The sequence below is a fragment of the Bradyrhizobium sp. Ec3.3 genome (assembly GCF_000472925.1).
In the GTDB taxonomy this organism is placed as follows: domain Bacteria; phylum Pseudomonadota; class Alphaproteobacteria; order Rhizobiales; family Xanthobacteraceae; genus Bradyrhizobium.
On sequence record NZ_AXAS01000051.1, the window covers coordinates 1 to 15,283 of the forward strand.

The following is a 15,283-nucleotide window of genomic DNA, read 5'->3' on the forward strand; positions in this document are numbered from 1 at the left end:
CAAAATGACGTCGTGATATTCGCGATCGGCTTTTGCCAACGCACCGAGCAGCTTCGTCACCAGCACCTTGTTGGCGAGCGTCTTGGGCGAGGCGAAGACGGCGCCGAGCTGCCAGGGCGTCTCGTCGCCGACCCANCCCAGGAATTTCGCGCCGCCNTCGTCCATCAGCTTTCGCGCGGTGGAGATGGGAAGCAGCGCGGCGTCGACGGTCTCGCCCTTCAGCGCAGCCGCCGCATTCGACAGCGACTGCAGCGGCACGATCTTCACGTCTGATAGCTTGAAGCCATATTTGTCCGCGAGCAGGCCGAGCGAATAGTGAAAGGATGATCCGACCTGCGTCATCGCCACGCGCTTGCCGGCAAGGTCCTTCGGCGTCTTCAGCCCCGCCGCGTAAGCGTTGTTGCTGGCAAAATAGCCGATCAGGGGATAGCCGGCCTTCTCGCGGCTCATGCCGCCGATCACCTTCAGCGTACCCTTGCCGGCGAGATTGTAGAGACCGGCGGTGAAGGCGGTGATGCCGAAATCGACGTCGCCCGAGGTGGTGGCGACCGCGATCGGCTGTGCCGCATCGAAGAACTTCAGCTCGATATCGAGGCCGGCGTCGCGGAAATAACCCTTGTCCTGCGCGATGAAGACCGGCGCGGAGGACGACAGCCTGAGCACACCAATCCTGGCCTTCAGCGGCTCCTCGGCCTGCGCTGCTGCAATCGTCGTCAGCGCCAACAAACCAGCTACAGCGAACCGCGCAACCCAACCCATCCGGCTTCCTCCGTCGTTTCTTTACAGGCCCTCTGGCACGGTCTGGTCCCGCCCGATGAAGGCGCCCTGTTGTTTCAATGTTTCCTGCAATTTTGCAACCGGGATGTCGCGCGGGATCTGGTTGCCCGACAGCGCCAGCGCAGCAGCGGAACCCGCCGCCTCCCCCATCACGAAGCAGGCCCCGGAGACGCGCGCCGCCGACTGGCCCTCATGGGTCATGGAGGCGCAGCGGCCGGCGACCAGGAGATTGTCTACGCCCTCCGGCACCAGCATGCGATACGGCAATTCGTTGTAGCCGCGCGATTCCGGAATCGGCGGGAAGGTGAAGACGACGTCACCGGGCACATGTGCCTCGATCGGCCAGCCATTGACGCCGATGGAATCCTCGAACGAGGCACAAGCGAGCACATCCTCGCCGCTGAGCTGATGGCCGCCAATAATACGGCGGGTCTCGCGGATGCCGAGCTGCGGCGGCAGGTCGACGATGTAGGATTTTTCAAAGCCCGGCACGGTGCGCAGGAATTCGAAGGCGGCGAGCGCCTGGCGACGACCCTCGATCTCGCCGTGGGTGAGGTCATCAGGCTCGATGCCGTTGACGGCATGGCCGTCCTCACGCGCAATTTGCGTGAAATTCACCCGCCATTCGATGCCGTGGCGCTGCGGCCGCACGATCGCGCTTTTGCGCGGAAAGCTGTGCGTGCCGGCGGCGAGCGCCTTTTCCATCAATTGCGGGATGGTGCGCCAGGCTTCTCCCGCCTTCTCGGGATCGATGCCGTTGAGGCGGAACATCATGGACGGATAGAGCGGATGGCCGTGCTCATCGCCGACCTCGTAGGGCGCACCGGCCCAGACCGCGAGATCGCCGTCGCCGGAGCAATCGATGAAGATCTCGGCCCGCACCGCCTGCCGTCCCGCCTTGGTCTCGACCATCAGCGTATCGATCCGACGCGCGTCACCCATCACGACGCCGGCGCCGAGCGCGTGGAAGAGGATATCGACCTTGTGGCTCGCGAGCAGATCATCCGCCGCGATCTTGTAGGCCGCGGTGTCATAGGCCTGCGCAAAAACCTTTCCGAGGATCAGATGCGGCTCGTTGAGGCCGTCGAGCCGGGCGATCCGCGCAAGCAGCTCGGAGGCCATGCCCTGCACCAGCCGGTGGTGCCTGCCATGGACATTGCCATGCAGGCCGCAGAAATTGGTGACGCCGGCGGCCGTGCCCATGCCGCCCAAGAAACCGTAGCGCTCGATCAGCAGCGTTCGCCGCCTCGCCCGTGCCGCCGATGCCGCCGCGATGATGCCGGCCGGCCCGCCGCCGAGCACGACGACTTCATATTCACCGTAGAGCGGCACCTGACGCGCAGGTTCCTGAATGGATTTTTGCTGCAAGACGATAACCCAATCGTTTGAGGCCCAAGGCGGGCCCTTCTTGCTATCTCGACAAAGGGATCGACGATGTAAAGCCCTGTGGCGCCACAAGACGATTGATCCCGTACGGCGGAACTGACAGAACAGGCGTCTTCCTAAAGCGCGATGAGATCAGGATGAATCATCATCGCGCTTTAGGTTGTTGTTTGCGCATGATCTTTCCGGAAAACCGCTTCGCACTTTTCCGGATCATGCTTTAGGATCGATGTCTTTGAAACGCACTCTAATATCGCTGATCTGCCTCGCGATCTCCGCCGCTCCCGCTTCGGCGCTGGAGCAGAACTGCCGCTTCATCCAGGCCAAGGCCGACCGCGAGGCCTGCTACAAGCGACAGGAGGAGGAACTCGCGGCGAAGCGCAAACCCGAGCCGCCACGCGAGAGCACCACACTCGAATCGCTCAAGCAGATGCGGCAGGACGACGACGCGGTCTATCGCAGCATGAGCGGCATCTGCCGCGGCTGCTGAGCGGCAAGCAGGCGATTTAAGTCTTACTGCCCCACTTCGCTGCGCGTTTCTCGGCGAAGGACGCCAGCCCTTCCGCCGCTTCTGCACTCTGGCGCTTGAGCGAATGCAGACGAACGAGGCGCGCATAGGCGGCGTCATCGACGCTCATGCCGCCGAACGAGCTTTCCAGCGCGAGTCGCTTGGTCTCGGCCATAGCCTGCGGCCCGTTGGCGAGCAACTGTTCGACGACCTTCGCGCCGGCGACCTCCAGCTCGGCGAGCGGCACAACATCATGCACGAGGCCGATGCGGCGCGCCTCATCGGCGCCAAACCGTTCGCCGGTCAGCGCGTAGCGGCGGACCTGACGGACGCCGATGGCATCGCAGAGCTGCGGGATGATGATTGCGGCGGTCAGGCCCCAACGAACCTCGGTGATCGAGAATAGCGCATTGTCGGCCGCGATCACCACGTCGCAGGCCGCGATCACGCCGGTGCCGCCGCCGAAGCAGCCGCCCTGCACGAGAGCCACCGTCGGGATCGGCAGCGTGTTCAGCCGCTGCACCGCCTCGAAGGTCGCCCGCGAAGCCGCCTCGTTGGCCTCCGGCGACTGCGGGCGCACCGAGTTGATCCATTTGAGGTCGGCGCCGGCCTGAAAATGCTTGCCGTTGCCCTTGAGCACTACGACGCGCAAGTCGGGTTTCCCGCCCAGCTCATCCATCGCGGCGAGCACGCCTGAGATCAGCGCACCGTCATAGGCATTGTTGACCTCGGGTCGATTGAGCGTGACGGTCGCGACCCCGCGGTCGTCAAGGGTCCACAAAACTGGGCTGGCCGGCATCTGCGATCCTCTCGGCATTATTTGTTGTCAGGCCGCGCACTATGACCGTGGCCGCGCCCCTTGATCCATCACTTTCCGCGGGGAGGCGGTCGCGTCCATCGCATGGCGGCTTGTGCCATGCTGGCCGCCGGCGCGAGCCAAAGATCAATCCTCGGGACGGGCGGTCATATCATGCGGATTTGCATTTTCGGCGCTGGTGCCGTCGGCAGCCACCTTGCGGTGCGGCTCGCACGCGCCGGCCATGAGGTCTCCTGCGTGATGCGCGGACCACATCTGGAGGCGGTGCGCGCCAATGGCCTGAAGCTGCGCGTCGGCGAGGCGGAAGTTTGTGCCAAGGTGCGCGCCTCCGGCGATCCGGCCCAGCTCGGGCCGCAGGACGTCGTGATCTCTACGCTGAAGGCAACCGGCCTGCCGGGCCTCGTCACCGGCATTGCGCCGCTGCTCGGCGGGAACACCGCAATCGTGTTCGCGCAGAACGGTATCCCCTGGTGGTACAATATTGGACTACCGCCACGGCATCCCACTCCGCCTGATCTCTCCTTCCTCGATCCGGGCGTACGGCTGAAGAAGGCGATCGGCAAGGAGCGCATCGTCGGCGGCGTCGTGTTTTCCTCCAACGAGGTGGTCGAGCCCGGCATCGTCGAAAACCTCTCGCCGGACCGCAACCGGCTCCTGGTCGGCGAATGCGACGACCGCAACAGCGAGCGCATCGCGCAGCTCCGCGCGGCCCTGAACGAGGCAAAGCTCGACTCGCCGCCCATCTCCGACATTCGCGAGGCGATCTGGTCAAAGCTCCTGACCAACATGTCGCTCTCGGTGCTGTGCCTGCTTACCGGCCTCACCGCGCGCGGGGTGCGCAACGACGCCGCCTTCACGGACGTCATTCCGCGCCTGCTCAACGAGGCCAACGAGATCGCGCAGCATTACATCCCCGAGGTCAAGCGGGTGACACGGAGCGGCCCGGCGCCCAACCACAAGCCGTCGCTGCTCCAGGACTACGAACTCGGCCGCGCCATGGAGATCGACGTGCTGGTGAAGGCGCCGAGTGCCTTTGCCCACGCCGCGGGCCTCTCGACGCCGTCGCTCGACCTGATCGCCGCGCTCGCGATCCAGAAGGCGCGCGAAAAGGGGCTTTATGCGGGATGATTGCGCAAAGGCTCAGACCAGCTCGTTGATCCACGCCGCGAGCGTATCGAGCACCTCTTCCATCGCCTCTTCATTGCTGCGACCGGATTTGCGCAAGACCAGGAAGGAGTGATCGCCCCCGGCGACCTCATGCAGCCTGGCCTTGGGGCCGAGCTCCGCAATCACGGGTTCGAGGTAACGGAGGTCGGCGAGCCGGTCGCGCGTGCCTTGCAGGAACAGCATCGGGATATCGATCCCGGCGAGATGAGCTGCGCGCTCGATCGAGGGCTTGTTATCGGCATGCAGGGGAAAGCCGAGGAAAGCGAGCCCGCGCACGCCGGGCAGCGGCGCCTTGGACTGCGCCTGCGAGGTCATGCGCCCGCCGAACGACTTTCCGCCGGCGAACAGCGGAAGACCGGCGCAGAGCCGTGCCGCCTCCTCGACCGCTGCCCGCACGGCAGCGTGCGCGATCATTGGCGTGTCGGGTCGGCCTTGCTTCTTCTCCATGTAGAGAAAATTGTAGCGCAGCGTCGCGATGCCGCGCTCGGCCAGTCCAGCCGCGACCTTGTCCATGAAAGCGTGCCGCATGTCGGCGCCCGCGCCGTGGGCAAAGACGTAGCAGGCGCGCGGCTTGTCCGGCATCGTCAGCAGCGCGGAGACGGCGCCCACGCGCGCGATGTCGATCTTGAGCTCGGTCGTTTTGGCGTTCAAAATCGCAGATCCTGAAAGGCTCGAATCCGGTTGCCTTGGTAGCGTCCCCGGCGCAGCCTGAAAACACAATAATTGCCGACTTCTACTGGCGTACCAAGACAGTCGCACCACCGACCGGAGTTTTCATGTCCTACCGCTCCTCCTGGATGACCGAAGAGCTCGAAATCTTCCGCGACCAGTTCCGGAAATTTCTGGCGAAGGATCTGGCGCCGCACGCGGAAAAGTGGCGCGCGCAGAAGATGGTCGACCGCTCCGCCTGGCGCGGGCTTGGCGAGATGGGCGCGCTGCTGCCGAGCGTGCCCGAAGCCTATGGCGGCCTCGGCGCAACCTTCGCCTATGACGCCGCGGTGCTGGAGGATATCGAGAGCACGGTACCGGAGGTGACGACCGGCGTCTCCGTGCACAGCGCCATCGTCGCGCACTACATCCTCAACTACGGCTCGGAGGAGCAGAAGACACGCTGGCTGCCGAAGATGGCGTCGGGCGAGATGGTCGGCGCCATCGCCATGACCGAGCCCGGCACCGGCTCGGACCTGCAAAGCGTCAAGACCACGGCGAAGAAGCAGGGCAACTCCTACGTCATCAACGGCCAGAAGACGTTCATCACCAACGGCCAGGCAGCCGATCTCGTCATCGTCGTTGCGCGCACCAGCGATGTCGGCGCCAAGGGCATCTCGCTGATCGTGGTCGAGACCGCGGGCGCTGACGGCTACCGCCGCGGGCGCAACCTCGACAAGATCGGCCTGCACGCTTCCGATACGTCGGAATTGTTCTTCGACAACGTCACGGTCCCGCCGGAAAACCTGCTCGGCAATGAAGAAGGGCAAGGCTTCGTGCAGCTGATGCAGCAACTGCCGCAGGAGCGACTGGCGCTGGCGGTCGGCGCCGTCGCCTCGATGGAGCGCGCCGTCAAGCTCACCACAGACTACACCAAGGAGCGCACCGCCTTCGGCAAGCCACTGCTCGAATTCCAGAACACCGCGTTCAAGCTCGCCGAGCGCAAGACCGAGGCCATGATCGCCCGCGTCTTCGTCGACTGGTGCATCGAGCGCCTGGTCGCCGGGGATCTCGACACCGTCACCGCGTCGATGGCGAAATACTGGTGCTCGGAGAAGCAGGTCGAGACCGCCGACGAATGCCTCCAGCTGTTCGGCGGGTATGGCTATATGCAGGAATACCCGATCTCGCGCATCTTCGTCGATTCCCGCATCCAGAAGATCTATGGCGGCACCAACGAGATCATGAAGCTGTTGATCGCGCGGTCGCTGTAGGCGGCTACTTCATCCGCTTGTCGGCGGCGACGAAGTCGATGAAGGTCCTCACTTTCGCGGAGAGATATTTGCGGCTCGGATAGACCGCAAACAGTTTTCCCGCGAAGATGATCTGGTCGGGCATGACGTGCTCGAGACGTCCGGCCGCGATGTCGTCAGCGACCAGCCATTTCGGCAGGAAGGCGAGGCCCATGCCTTCGAGCGCTGCCATGTGAAGCAGCGTTTCGTTGCCGCTGCGAAGGACTGGATTCAGCTTAACGGTCTCGGTGCCGCGCTCGCCCGCGAACGAGAAGCTCTCGCCCGGATAAAGCGCATAGTGCAGCAGGGCGCGGCCGGCGAGATCGGTCAGCTTCGTTGGGCGACCAGCGCGTTTGAGAAAGGCGGGAGCTGCAACCATGTAGAACGGGACACTGGAGATCGGACGCGCGATCAGCGCCTCGTCGGGCGCGCCCGTCGCGCGCAGGGCGAGATCAAAGCCCTCCTCGACCAGGTTGACCAGCCGCCCGCTGAGATCGACGTCGAGGCGCACCTCGGGATAGCGGGCCTGGTATTCCGCCAGCACGCCCGCGAACGTCGCATTGGCCATCCACACCGGCGCGGTCAGCCGCAGCACGCCGCGCGGGACGACGGTCGCCTTGCTGACGGCGGCTTCGACCTCGTCAAGCGAATCGAGCATCTGGCGCGCTTGCTCGAAATAGAGCGTGCCGCTCTCGCTCAGACTCACGCGCCGACTGGTCCGGTTGAGCAGCCGCGTGCCCAGCCGCCTCTCGAGCTGCACTACGTGCTTGCTCGCCATGGCGGGCGAGATGCGCAGGCGCTGGGCCGCAGTCGCAAAGCTCTTCAGCTCGGCGACCAGGCAAAACACCCTCATGCTGACCAGAGAATCCATGAGATCATCAACATCTGGGAAAGGAACCCATACCGGAATGCATAATGATCAAAGATGGTGAAACTATCAAATGGTGGTAACCCACTGATCGGAGAACCACCATGTCGACCACCGCTCTCGAAACCGCCTCGCCGGGCCGCGCCCTTCGCATCGGCCTCTGGATCGCCCAGGCCCTGATCTGCTTCGCCTTCACCTCAGCCGGGCTGGTCAAGCTGCTCACGCCGATCCCGCAGCTTGCCGCCATGATGCCCTGGGCCGGCGAATATTCGGAGGGCTTCGTTCGCGTCATCGGGCTGATCGATCTCGCCGGCGGCATCGGCATTCTCCTGCCGGCGCTGACGCGCATCCTGCCGCGACTGACGGTGCTGGCCGCGCTCGGCTGCACCGTGTTGCAGGTGTTCGCGCTCGTCTTCCACATCTCACGCGGCGAAGCCGCGGTCACCCCGCTCAATTTCATCCTGCTGGCGCTCGCCCTCTTCGTGCTGTGGGGACGCGGCCGCAAGGCGCCGATTGCTGCGCGTCAGTTCTGACACGGACCTTGCGGCGCCAACGATGGTCCTTTCCAATCCCTTGTCACGCCGCGGACTGATCGCGGGCGCCTCGATCTTGACCGCGGCCGGCTCACGTGCCGCGGCCAAGGAGGATCGCCTCGTCGACGGCGTGGTGATCCTCATCGACAGCAACGAGCCCTATGTCATGGGGCATGCGATCAGCTACTCGGCCAATCTCGCAAAGCATTTTGCCGAGCGGGGCACCAAGCTCATGATCGAGGTCGTCGCCAACGGCAAGGGCATCGAGGTGTTTCGCGCGGACAAGACAGCGCTCGCCGAGCCGCTGGCCGGCTTACGGCAATCGCTGCCGAACCTCAGCTACAGCATGTGCGCATCCTCCAAGGCGATCGCGGAGGCGAAGGAGCAGATCACGATCCCGCTGATATCGGGCGCGACGCTCGTGCCGTTTGGCATCGGACGCGTCGTCGATCTCCAGCTCCGGGGCTGGGCCTATGTCCATGCGTGATGCGCCGCCTCGTGTGAACCGAGCCGAACTGACGCGGCGCGCGATGCTTTTGGCAGCACCAGCGCTGGGATTGGCACGCCTGCATCCTGCTCGTGCGGAAAATGGCCCGTGGCCGCCGGTGTTCGAGACCGGACGCAGCCAGTTCACCGTGGTGCGGCCTCGCGCGCCGATGCCACCACTTCGGTTACAGGATTTGCGCGGCAAGGACATCGTGCTGTCGGCGAAGCCGGGGCGCGTGACCCTCATCAATTTCTGGGCGACCTGGTGCGCGGCCTGCCGCCTCGACCTGCCGGTCATGGCAAGCCTCGCGCGATCAAGGGTCAATGGCCTCGACGTCCATGCGATCTGCACCGACACAAGGGATCTCGGGAAGATCACGCGCTTCCTCGGCGGCCTCAACACACAGAATCTCCTCTTCTACGTCGATGCCCATGGCGTCGCCGTCGCGGCGAGCGATCCGGCTGAGGCGACCTTCAGGTTGATCGGCATGCCCATCACCTATCTCGTCGGGCGAAGCAATCGCATCGAGGGTTACATCACCGGTGCCGCCGACTGGCTGTCGCCGGCAGGCACAGAGCTGCTGCAATTCTATCGCGAGCAGGCCTAGGGCATGCACTCATGAACTTAGTCAGGTCTGCTTCAAAGACGACTATCACGCCAACATTGATGAAGGTCGCCTTTGGGCAGCCATACTTACACTCGATGCGACGCTCTGAAGTAAGCTCGAGATGGAAGAAGCCAGCACCGGACCTGAACCCATGCGGGATTTCCGGAGACTTATAGTGAACAGTTCAAATGCTGCCTCTGTGGCTGGGGCTGTGTGGAATTCGTGGTGGGAATATCTCTAATCGAAGAGGGAGAACCCCATGAAAAGCCAGTTCTTGATTGCGACAGCCGTTGCCGCCATCGGACTCGTGACTACCAATCACGCCAATGCGTGCGCGTTGCATCTTCCAACGTTAAAACTTACGGGCTTCCAGATCTCCCGGCCACATCAACCAGCATTGCTGGGCGCGACCCAAGTGGAGGAGAGTACGGCTGGTATGCCCGACGCCGTGCTCGCGCACGATCACAACCGGGCCGATCTGTCGAAGTGGTTTGAGAACCTTCATGACCGAAAGAGCGATCTGTGCTGCGATGGTAGCGAAGCGATGCATTTGTCCGAAGTAGATTGGGCGACTAATGGCAACCATTACCGCGTCCGCGTGCCGACAACGCCTTGGGGCTTCGAGCGCGCGATGGCCGGCGCCACCAACGTGGAAACCGAGTGGGTGTACGTGCCCGACGAGGCTCTCATCGATGAGCCGAACAGGGCTAACATGACGATGGTCTGGCCGCTATACGGCCCGATGGGTGTGAGCGTTCGCTGCTTCATGCCGGGAACGATGACGTGAAGCACGTGGTTTGTGTTGCGATCCTGCAATCCTAACGCCGATCACGGTCTTTGCCGTGGGAAGCGGACGTTTGTAAGTACCCCTTAGCGGATAGCCTTATCGGTTGCGCCAATCGCGCGGCCGGCAGCCAAAACGCTGCTTGAAGCGGCGCGTGAAGTGGGAGAGGTCCGAAAAGCCCCAGTCGAACGCGATCGTGCCGATCTCGCGCCCCGCGATGGCCCGATCCCGCAAATCCGCCGCGGCGCCGTCGAGGCGGCGTTCCATGATGTAGTCGGAAAACGTCGTGCTGGACCGCTCGAACAGCTTGTGCACGTAGCGCTCGCTGATGCCGACGGCGCCTGCGACCGCCGCGACCGTCAGCCCTGGCTCGCGCAGCCGTTCGTGGATCGCACGGCGCAGCGCGAGCACCGTGGCATCGGCAAAGCTCGCCGCCTCCGCGACTTGCGCGCGCGAGCGGCGCGACAGGCTCAGCGCGACGAGATCGAGCAGCACGCCGAACAGGCGCACGCTGTCCTCCTCCGTCATCCGCAAAGCGCCGGCGTTGAGCGAGCGCGCCGTCTCGATGATGAGATGACCGACATGGGGATCATCGGAGACGCGCTCGGCCTCGAAATCGAAGCCCGGCGGCAGCCGGTCGCGCAGCGCGCGCGAGGGCACCCAGAACGAAGCGACCTCCAGCGTCGGGCCGCGGTCATGCAGCAGCCTTACCTCGCGGTCGCTGTCGCAGATGCCGACCTGGCCGCGCGACAGGCTGACGTCGCGATTCCCCTGCACGATGCGGCAGCGGCCGGCGAGCTTGAAGTTGAGATAGAAGCAGCTCTCGTTCGAGGCCGCGATATCGCTGCGCGAGCGATGCACCGTATGCTCGGGAAACACCACGCGGTTGACCGCACCGGCGCCAAACCTGATCGTCTCCACCTTCGCCGGAAAACATGACGTCGTCGCCGATTCCGGCGTCAGGTTCATGAACGCCTGGCAAATTGCCTCGCGGTAGAAGGAAAACTGCTCGGCCGGACGCGTCTCGGCCGTATTCCAGACGAAGTGCCGCGGCCGGCTTGCTGGATTGACCTGCTCCATCAGTTCGCTCCGAGACCAATCCGGTTCAGCGCCAGCCAAGCGGACCGATCGCCGCCGGCTCAATATGGCTGCAACAAAGACAACGACCGACGTTCAGTCGGCAAGGGTTTCGGCCGGTGATTGCCGCGCCGATCTAACCATCCTTGCGGAGGAGCCACAATATGTCGACCTACGTCCTCGTCCACGGCGCCTGGCACACCGGGGCCGAGCTCGAGCCCGTCGCCGCCCCCATTCGGGCCGCGGGCCACACCGTTCATACGCCCACAATCAAGGGTAACCGGCCCGGCGATGCCAAGACCACAGGGCTCAAGGAGGCGATCCAGTCCATCGCCGATTATCTCGCCGAGAACAATCTGAAGGACGTGATCCTGCTCGGCCACTCCTATGGCGGGATGGTCATCACGGGGGTCGCCGACCTCGTGCCGGAGCGGATCCACCGGCTGATCTACTGGAATGCCTTCGTCCCCAACAACGGCGAGTCGCTCAACGACCTGGTGCCGTCACACTATCTCGGCCTGTTCGAGGCGATCGCCGCCGAGCGCGGCGACGGCTCGGTGGTGCTGCCATTCCCGATCTGGCGCGAGGCGTTCATCAACGATGCCGATCTCGAACTGGCCCAGCGTGCCTACGACATCCTCAATCCGCATCCCCTCAAGACCTTCAGCGACAAGATCGAGTTGAAAACCAACCCGGCCGAGATGCAGCTGGCGAAGTCCTACATCAATTGCACCGAGGATACCGCGCTGCCGCACGGCTATCCCTGGCATCCGCGGCTGTCGGAGAAGCTCGGGCTGTTCCGCCTGGTGCAGGTAGCTGGGAGCCACGAATTGTGCTTCTCCGATCCCGCCCGGCTGGCACGCGCGATCATGGAGGCCGGACGGGACTAAACCTGCTGCGTCACAAGACCATCATGGTGAGGAGCGCGGAACGCCCGTCTTCGGACGACGCTCCGCATCGCCGAGCGAACCATAAGGCCCGGTTCTCACCCGCGGCCATCCTTCGAAATGCCGCTCGTCGCGGGCTCCTCAGGATGAGGGCGTGTGCTTGTGACGCAGTAAAGTTAACGCGCGTCCGTCAAAAGCGAGACGACCTTCGCGATTTCCTGCGCCGCCGGCTTCGGCGGCACGGCCCTTGCTTGGTCGCAAACGAATTCAGATCGGCGGAGGCAAGCTCTCCTTGTCACGTGCGGCTCCCCGCCATACGCTGCCCTTCATCGACAGCCGCCATCTGGTTTCGTTTGCGTCAGGTCAGGAGAATAGAGAATGGTTCACGTCTCGCGCCGGAAACTGCTTCAGCTTGCTGCTGTTGCGCCATCGGCACTTCCCGTTGCATGGACGTCGGTTGCATCTGCCGCGAGCGGAAAGAAGATCCTGACTGCGGTGATGCAATCAGACCTTCGCGTCACCGATCCCGGCTTCACGACCGCCATCATCACCCGCGACCATGGCTACATGGTCTACGATACGCTGCTGGGCATCGATTCCAGCTTCAAGGTGCGGCCGCAGATGGCCGACTGGAAGGTCTCCGACGACAAGCTGACCTACACCTTCACCTTGCGCGACGGCTTGAAGTGGCATGACGGCCCGCCGGTGACGGCGGAGGATTGCGTCGCCTCGCTGAAGCGCTGGGGCACGAGCGTCGACGGCATGGCGCGCAAGCTGATGGATTTCACGGCAGGCATCGAAGCCCCCGATGCCAAAACGATCGTCCTCAAGCTGAAGGAGCCCTATGGCCTCGTGCTGGAGACGATCGCCAAGCCATCGTCGATCTGCGCCTTCATGATGCCCAAGCGGCTGGCCGAAACCCCGATCAGCAAGCAGATTCCGGAGCAGATCGGCTCCGGCCCGTTCAAGTTCGTGGCTGCCGAATTCCAGCCCGGTGTGAAAGCCGTTTACGAAAAGAACACCGACTACGTGCCGCGCAAGGAGCCGGCCGAATGGACATCGGGCGGCAAGGTGGTCAAGGTCGACCGTGTCGAGTGGCTGACGATGCCGGACGCGCAGACCGCGCTCAACGCGCTGCAATCCGGCGACGTCGATTTCGTCGAAACGCCGCCGTTCGACCTGCTGCCTGTGCTCGAGTCCAACCCGGACATCAACATCGCAATCCTGAACAAGTTCGGCTTCCAATCGTTCGGCCGGATGAACTTCCTGCATCCGCCGTTCGACAATGTGAAGATCCGCCGCGCCGCGATGCTCGCGATCAACCAGAAGGACGTGCTTGACGCGCAGATCGGCAATCCCAAATACTACAAGCTCTGCGGCGCATTCTTCATCTGCGACACGCCGTTCGCCAGCGACGAGGGCGGCGAGACCCTGATCAAGGGCAACGGCATGGCGGAAGCCAAGAAGGCCTTGGCAGAGTCCGGCTATGACGGCACGCCCGTCGTGATCCTGGCGCCGGGCGACCAGATCCTGCTGAAAGCGCAGCCGATCGTGGTCGCGCAGCTGCTGCGCGAGGCCGGTTTCAAGGTCGATCTCCAGGCAATGGACTGGCAGACCGTGGTCACCCGCAGGGCCAACCAGAAACCGCCGAAGGAAGGCGGCTGGAACATGTTCTTCACCTATCAGGGCGCCGCCGACTCGATGAATCCGCTCGTCAATGGCGCGATGGTAGGCAAGGGCAAGGAGGGCGGCTGGTTCGGCTGGTCCGAGGATCCCAAGCTCGAGCAGCTGCGCGACGCCTTTGCCCGCGCCACCTCACCCGAAGAGCAGAAGAAGATCGCGCTCGACGTGCAGAAGGAAGCCTACGAGCAGGTGATCTACGTCCCGCTCGGCCAGTTCCAGGCGCCGAGCGCATGGCGCAAATCGCTCACCGGCGTGATCGACGGCCCGGCGACGCCGTTGTTCTGGAATGTGGACAAGAATGAGTAGGCGCCGGCGCAACTGATACGAGGACGCAGCGTCCGCGATCGAGCTGTGCTCCCTCGCCCCGCTCTTGCGGGGACGAGACGAGCTTCGCTCGCTCTGTGAGGGTTGGTGAGGGGCTGCTTCCGCAAATGCGGTGACAGTCGGACGCGCGGAGAGTCCCCCTCACCCGCCGCGCGTTCCGCGCGTCGGCCTCTCCCCGAAAGCGGGGCGAGGCGAAATACAGCCGAAGTCGCGCTCCTTATTTCGGATGCCACCAGCGGCCACCGATGACGACGCCTTCGGAGGCGATTTTCTGGCTACCCGTCAGGTGCTCGCCGACGACGTCGACATAGTCGAACTGCCCTTCGCGAACCGTGATCAGCGTGGCGTCGCCGACGCTGCCCACCTTGAGGCTGCCGAGCTCCGGGCGCCGAAGCGCCATCGCGGCGTTCACGGTCGAGGCCGCGATCACGTCGTACAGCGACATCCCCATGCACAGGAATTTCGACATGGTCGTCACCTGGTCGAAGGCCGGCCCGTCGATGCAGAGCAGATGGATGTCGGATGAAATCGTGTCCGGATAGAAACCGTTCGCCAGCATCGCGCGCGCGGTCTTGAAGGCGAACGAGCCCTTGCCGTGGCCGATGTCGAAGATCACACCGCGCTCGCGCGCCTCCAGCACCACCTTCTTGACCGTGCCTTGCGCGGTCGCAGGCGTATTGGGGAACGGCCGGAAGGCATGGGTGAGCACGTCACCCGGGCGTAGCCGCGCGAGCACCTCTTCATAGCTCGGCGGCGGATGGTCGATATGCGCCATCAGGGGCATGCCGACCTCTTCGGCCACTTCGAGCGCGATATCGAGCGGCACGATCCCCGAGGTACCCGAGGCGTGCAGGCCGACGCGCACCTTGATCCCGACGATGAGGTCGCGGTTTGCATCCGCCACCTTGGCGGCATCGATGGGGTTCATCAGCCGCAGCTCCTCGCTCTCGCCGACCATCACCTTGTGCGAGAAGCCAAAGATGCCGGCATGCGAGACGTGCAAATAGGCGAGGATGCGAACCTGGCTCGGCTCGATCACATGCTTGCGGAAGCCGGCGAAATTGCCGGGGCCGGCGCTGCCGGTGTCCACCGCCGTGGTGACACCGGAGAGACGGCAGAATTCTTCTGCATCGATGCCGAGCGAGGTGCCGCCCCAATAGACATGGGTGTGCAAATCGATCAGGCCAGGCGTCACGATGTAGCGAGAAACGTCGCGCACATCGGTCCCCGGATCCGCCTTGAGCCCGCTGCCGATCGCCGCGACCTTGCCGCCCGCAAACGCGACATCCGTTACCGCGTCAAGCTTCTGCGAGGGGTCAACGACCCGTCCGCCACGCAGGATCAAGTCAAAAGGCATCGTCATCTCCGGGGGTCACAAGGCTTGCAAGGAACAGGCATCGGCCAGGCCGGAAGGTTTACTTCCAGCCTGGCCGTTTCGTCA

The 15,283-nt window shown here is 64.0% G+C and carries 16 protein-coding genes; 9 read left to right on the plus strand and 7 right to left on the minus strand.

All coding sequences use genetic code 11. The features are described 5' to 3' along the window. The coding region (locus tag YUU_RS0134605; protein ID WP_027526462.1) for an ABC transporter substrate-binding protein at nucleotides 1-759 on the minus strand (759 nt) is incomplete at its 3' end. Nucleotides 760-780: 21 nt separating this feature from the next. Next, complete coding sequence (locus tag YUU_RS0134610) at nucleotides 781-2,145, minus strand: FAD-dependent oxidoreductase (protein WP_027526463.1); 1,365 nt, start codon at nucleotides 2,143-2,145, stop codon at nucleotides 781-783. A 244-nt stretch (nucleotides 2,146-2,389) separates the two neighbouring features. On the opposite strand from YUU_RS0134610, the gene YUU_RS0134615 reads away from it, so the two are divergent. Further along, nucleotides 2,390-2,650, plus strand: a complete 261-nt coding sequence (locus YUU_RS0134615) for a hypothetical protein (RefSeq protein ID WP_035664182.1) — start codon at nucleotides 2,390-2,392, stop codon at nucleotides 2,648-2,650. A 16-nt stretch (nucleotides 2,651-2,666) separates the two neighbouring features. On the opposite strand, the gene YUU_RS0134620 is transcribed toward YUU_RS0134615, so the two are convergent. Next, a complete protein-coding gene (locus tag YUU_RS0134620; protein WP_027526465.1) occupies nucleotides 2,667-3,467 on the minus strand; it encodes an enoyl-CoA hydratase-related protein in 801 nt (266 codons plus the stop codon). Between the two features lie 171 nt (nucleotides 3,468-3,638). Between YUU_RS0134620 and YUU_RS0134625 the strand changes: the two genes are divergently transcribed. Further along, complete coding sequence (locus tag YUU_RS0134625; RefSeq protein ID WP_027526466.1) at nucleotides 3,639-4,613, plus strand: ketopantoate reductase family protein; 975 nt, start codon at nucleotides 3,639-3,641, stop codon at nucleotides 4,611-4,613. A gap of 12 nt (nucleotides 4,614-4,625) precedes the next feature. Here the strand turns inward: YUU_RS0134625 and YUU_RS0134630 are convergent, their stop codons facing one another. Continuing rightward, nucleotides 4,626-5,303: an alpha/beta family hydrolase gene (locus tag YUU_RS0134630; protein WP_027526467.1), complete on the minus strand. Its 678-nt coding sequence runs from the start codon at nucleotides 5,301-5,303 to the stop codon at nucleotides 4,626-4,628. Nucleotides 5,304-5,428: 125 nt separating this feature from the next. Here YUU_RS0134630 and YUU_RS0134635 point away from each other — a divergent pair, with 125 nt between their 5' ends. Then, nucleotides 5,429-6,574, plus strand: a complete 1,146-nt coding sequence (locus tag YUU_RS0134635; RefSeq protein WP_027526468.1) for an acyl-CoA dehydrogenase family protein — start codon at nucleotides 5,429-5,431, stop codon at nucleotides 6,572-6,574. Nucleotides 6,575-6,578: 4 nt separating this feature from the next. Here YUU_RS0134635 and YUU_RS0134640 read toward each other — a convergent pair whose 3' ends face one another. Beyond that, nucleotides 6,579-7,463 carry a LysR family transcriptional regulator gene (locus tag YUU_RS0134640; RefSeq protein WP_027526469.1) on the minus strand — a complete coding sequence of 295 codons (885 nt, stop codon included), beginning with the start codon at nucleotides 7,461-7,463 and terminating at the stop codon, nucleotides 6,579-6,581. Between the two features lie 101 nt (nucleotides 7,464-7,564). Here YUU_RS0134640 and YUU_RS0134645 point away from each other — a divergent pair, with 101 nt between their 5' ends. The 4 genes from YUU_RS0134645 (at nucleotide 7,565) to YUU_RS55340 (ending at nucleotide 9,874) form a co-directional block, all read left to right on the plus strand. Then, nucleotides 7,565-7,993, plus strand: a complete 429-nt coding sequence (locus YUU_RS0134645; protein ID WP_027526470.1) for a DoxX family protein — start codon at nucleotides 7,565-7,567, stop codon at nucleotides 7,991-7,993. A gap of 22 nt (nucleotides 7,994-8,015) precedes the next feature. Continuing rightward, nucleotides 8,016-8,480: a hypothetical protein gene (locus tag YUU_RS0134650; protein ID WP_027526471.1), complete on the plus strand. Its 465-nt coding sequence runs from the start codon at nucleotides 8,016-8,018 to the stop codon at nucleotides 8,478-8,480. A 43-nt stretch (nucleotides 8,481-8,523) separates the two neighbouring features. Beyond that, on the plus strand, nucleotides 8,524-9,087 hold the full coding sequence (locus tag YUU_RS0134655; RefSeq protein ID WP_245288179.1) for a TlpA disulfide reductase family protein: 564 nt from the start codon (nucleotides 8,524-8,526) through the stop codon (nucleotides 9,085-9,087). A 259-nt stretch (nucleotides 9,088-9,346) separates the two neighbouring features. Next, nucleotides 9,347-9,874: a hypothetical protein gene (locus tag YUU_RS55340; RefSeq protein ID WP_051390034.1), complete on the plus strand. Its 528-nt coding sequence runs from the start codon at nucleotides 9,347-9,349 to the stop codon at nucleotides 9,872-9,874. 96 nt (nucleotides 9,875-9,970) lie between these two features. On the opposite strand, the gene YUU_RS0134665 is transcribed toward YUU_RS55340, so the two are convergent. Beyond that, nucleotides 9,971-10,951 (minus strand): helix-turn-helix domain-containing protein, encoded by a 981-nt coding sequence (locus YUU_RS0134665; RefSeq protein ID WP_027526474.1) that lies wholly within the window; start codon nucleotides 10,949-10,951, stop codon nucleotides 9,971-9,973. 161 nt (nucleotides 10,952-11,112) lie between these two features. Here YUU_RS0134665 and YUU_RS0134670 point away from each other — a divergent pair, with 161 nt between their 5' ends. Further along, entirely contained in the window at nucleotides 11,113-11,838 is a 726-nt protein-coding gene (locus YUU_RS0134670) for an alpha/beta hydrolase (RefSeq protein ID WP_027526475.1), read from the plus strand. Between the two features lie 375 nt (nucleotides 11,839-12,213). Next, nucleotides 12,214-13,824: an ABC transporter substrate-binding protein gene (locus YUU_RS0134675; protein ID WP_027526476.1), complete on the plus strand. Its 1,611-nt coding sequence runs from the start codon at nucleotides 12,214-12,216 to the stop codon at nucleotides 13,822-13,824. Between the two features lie 235 nt (nucleotides 13,825-14,059). Here YUU_RS0134675 and YUU_RS0134680 read toward each other — a convergent pair whose 3' ends face one another. Beyond that, entirely contained in the window at nucleotides 14,060-15,199 is a 1,140-nt protein-coding gene (locus YUU_RS0134680) for an amidohydrolase/deacetylase family metallohydrolase (protein ID WP_027526477.1), read from the minus strand. Nucleotides 15,200-15,283: the final 84 nt, after the last annotated feature.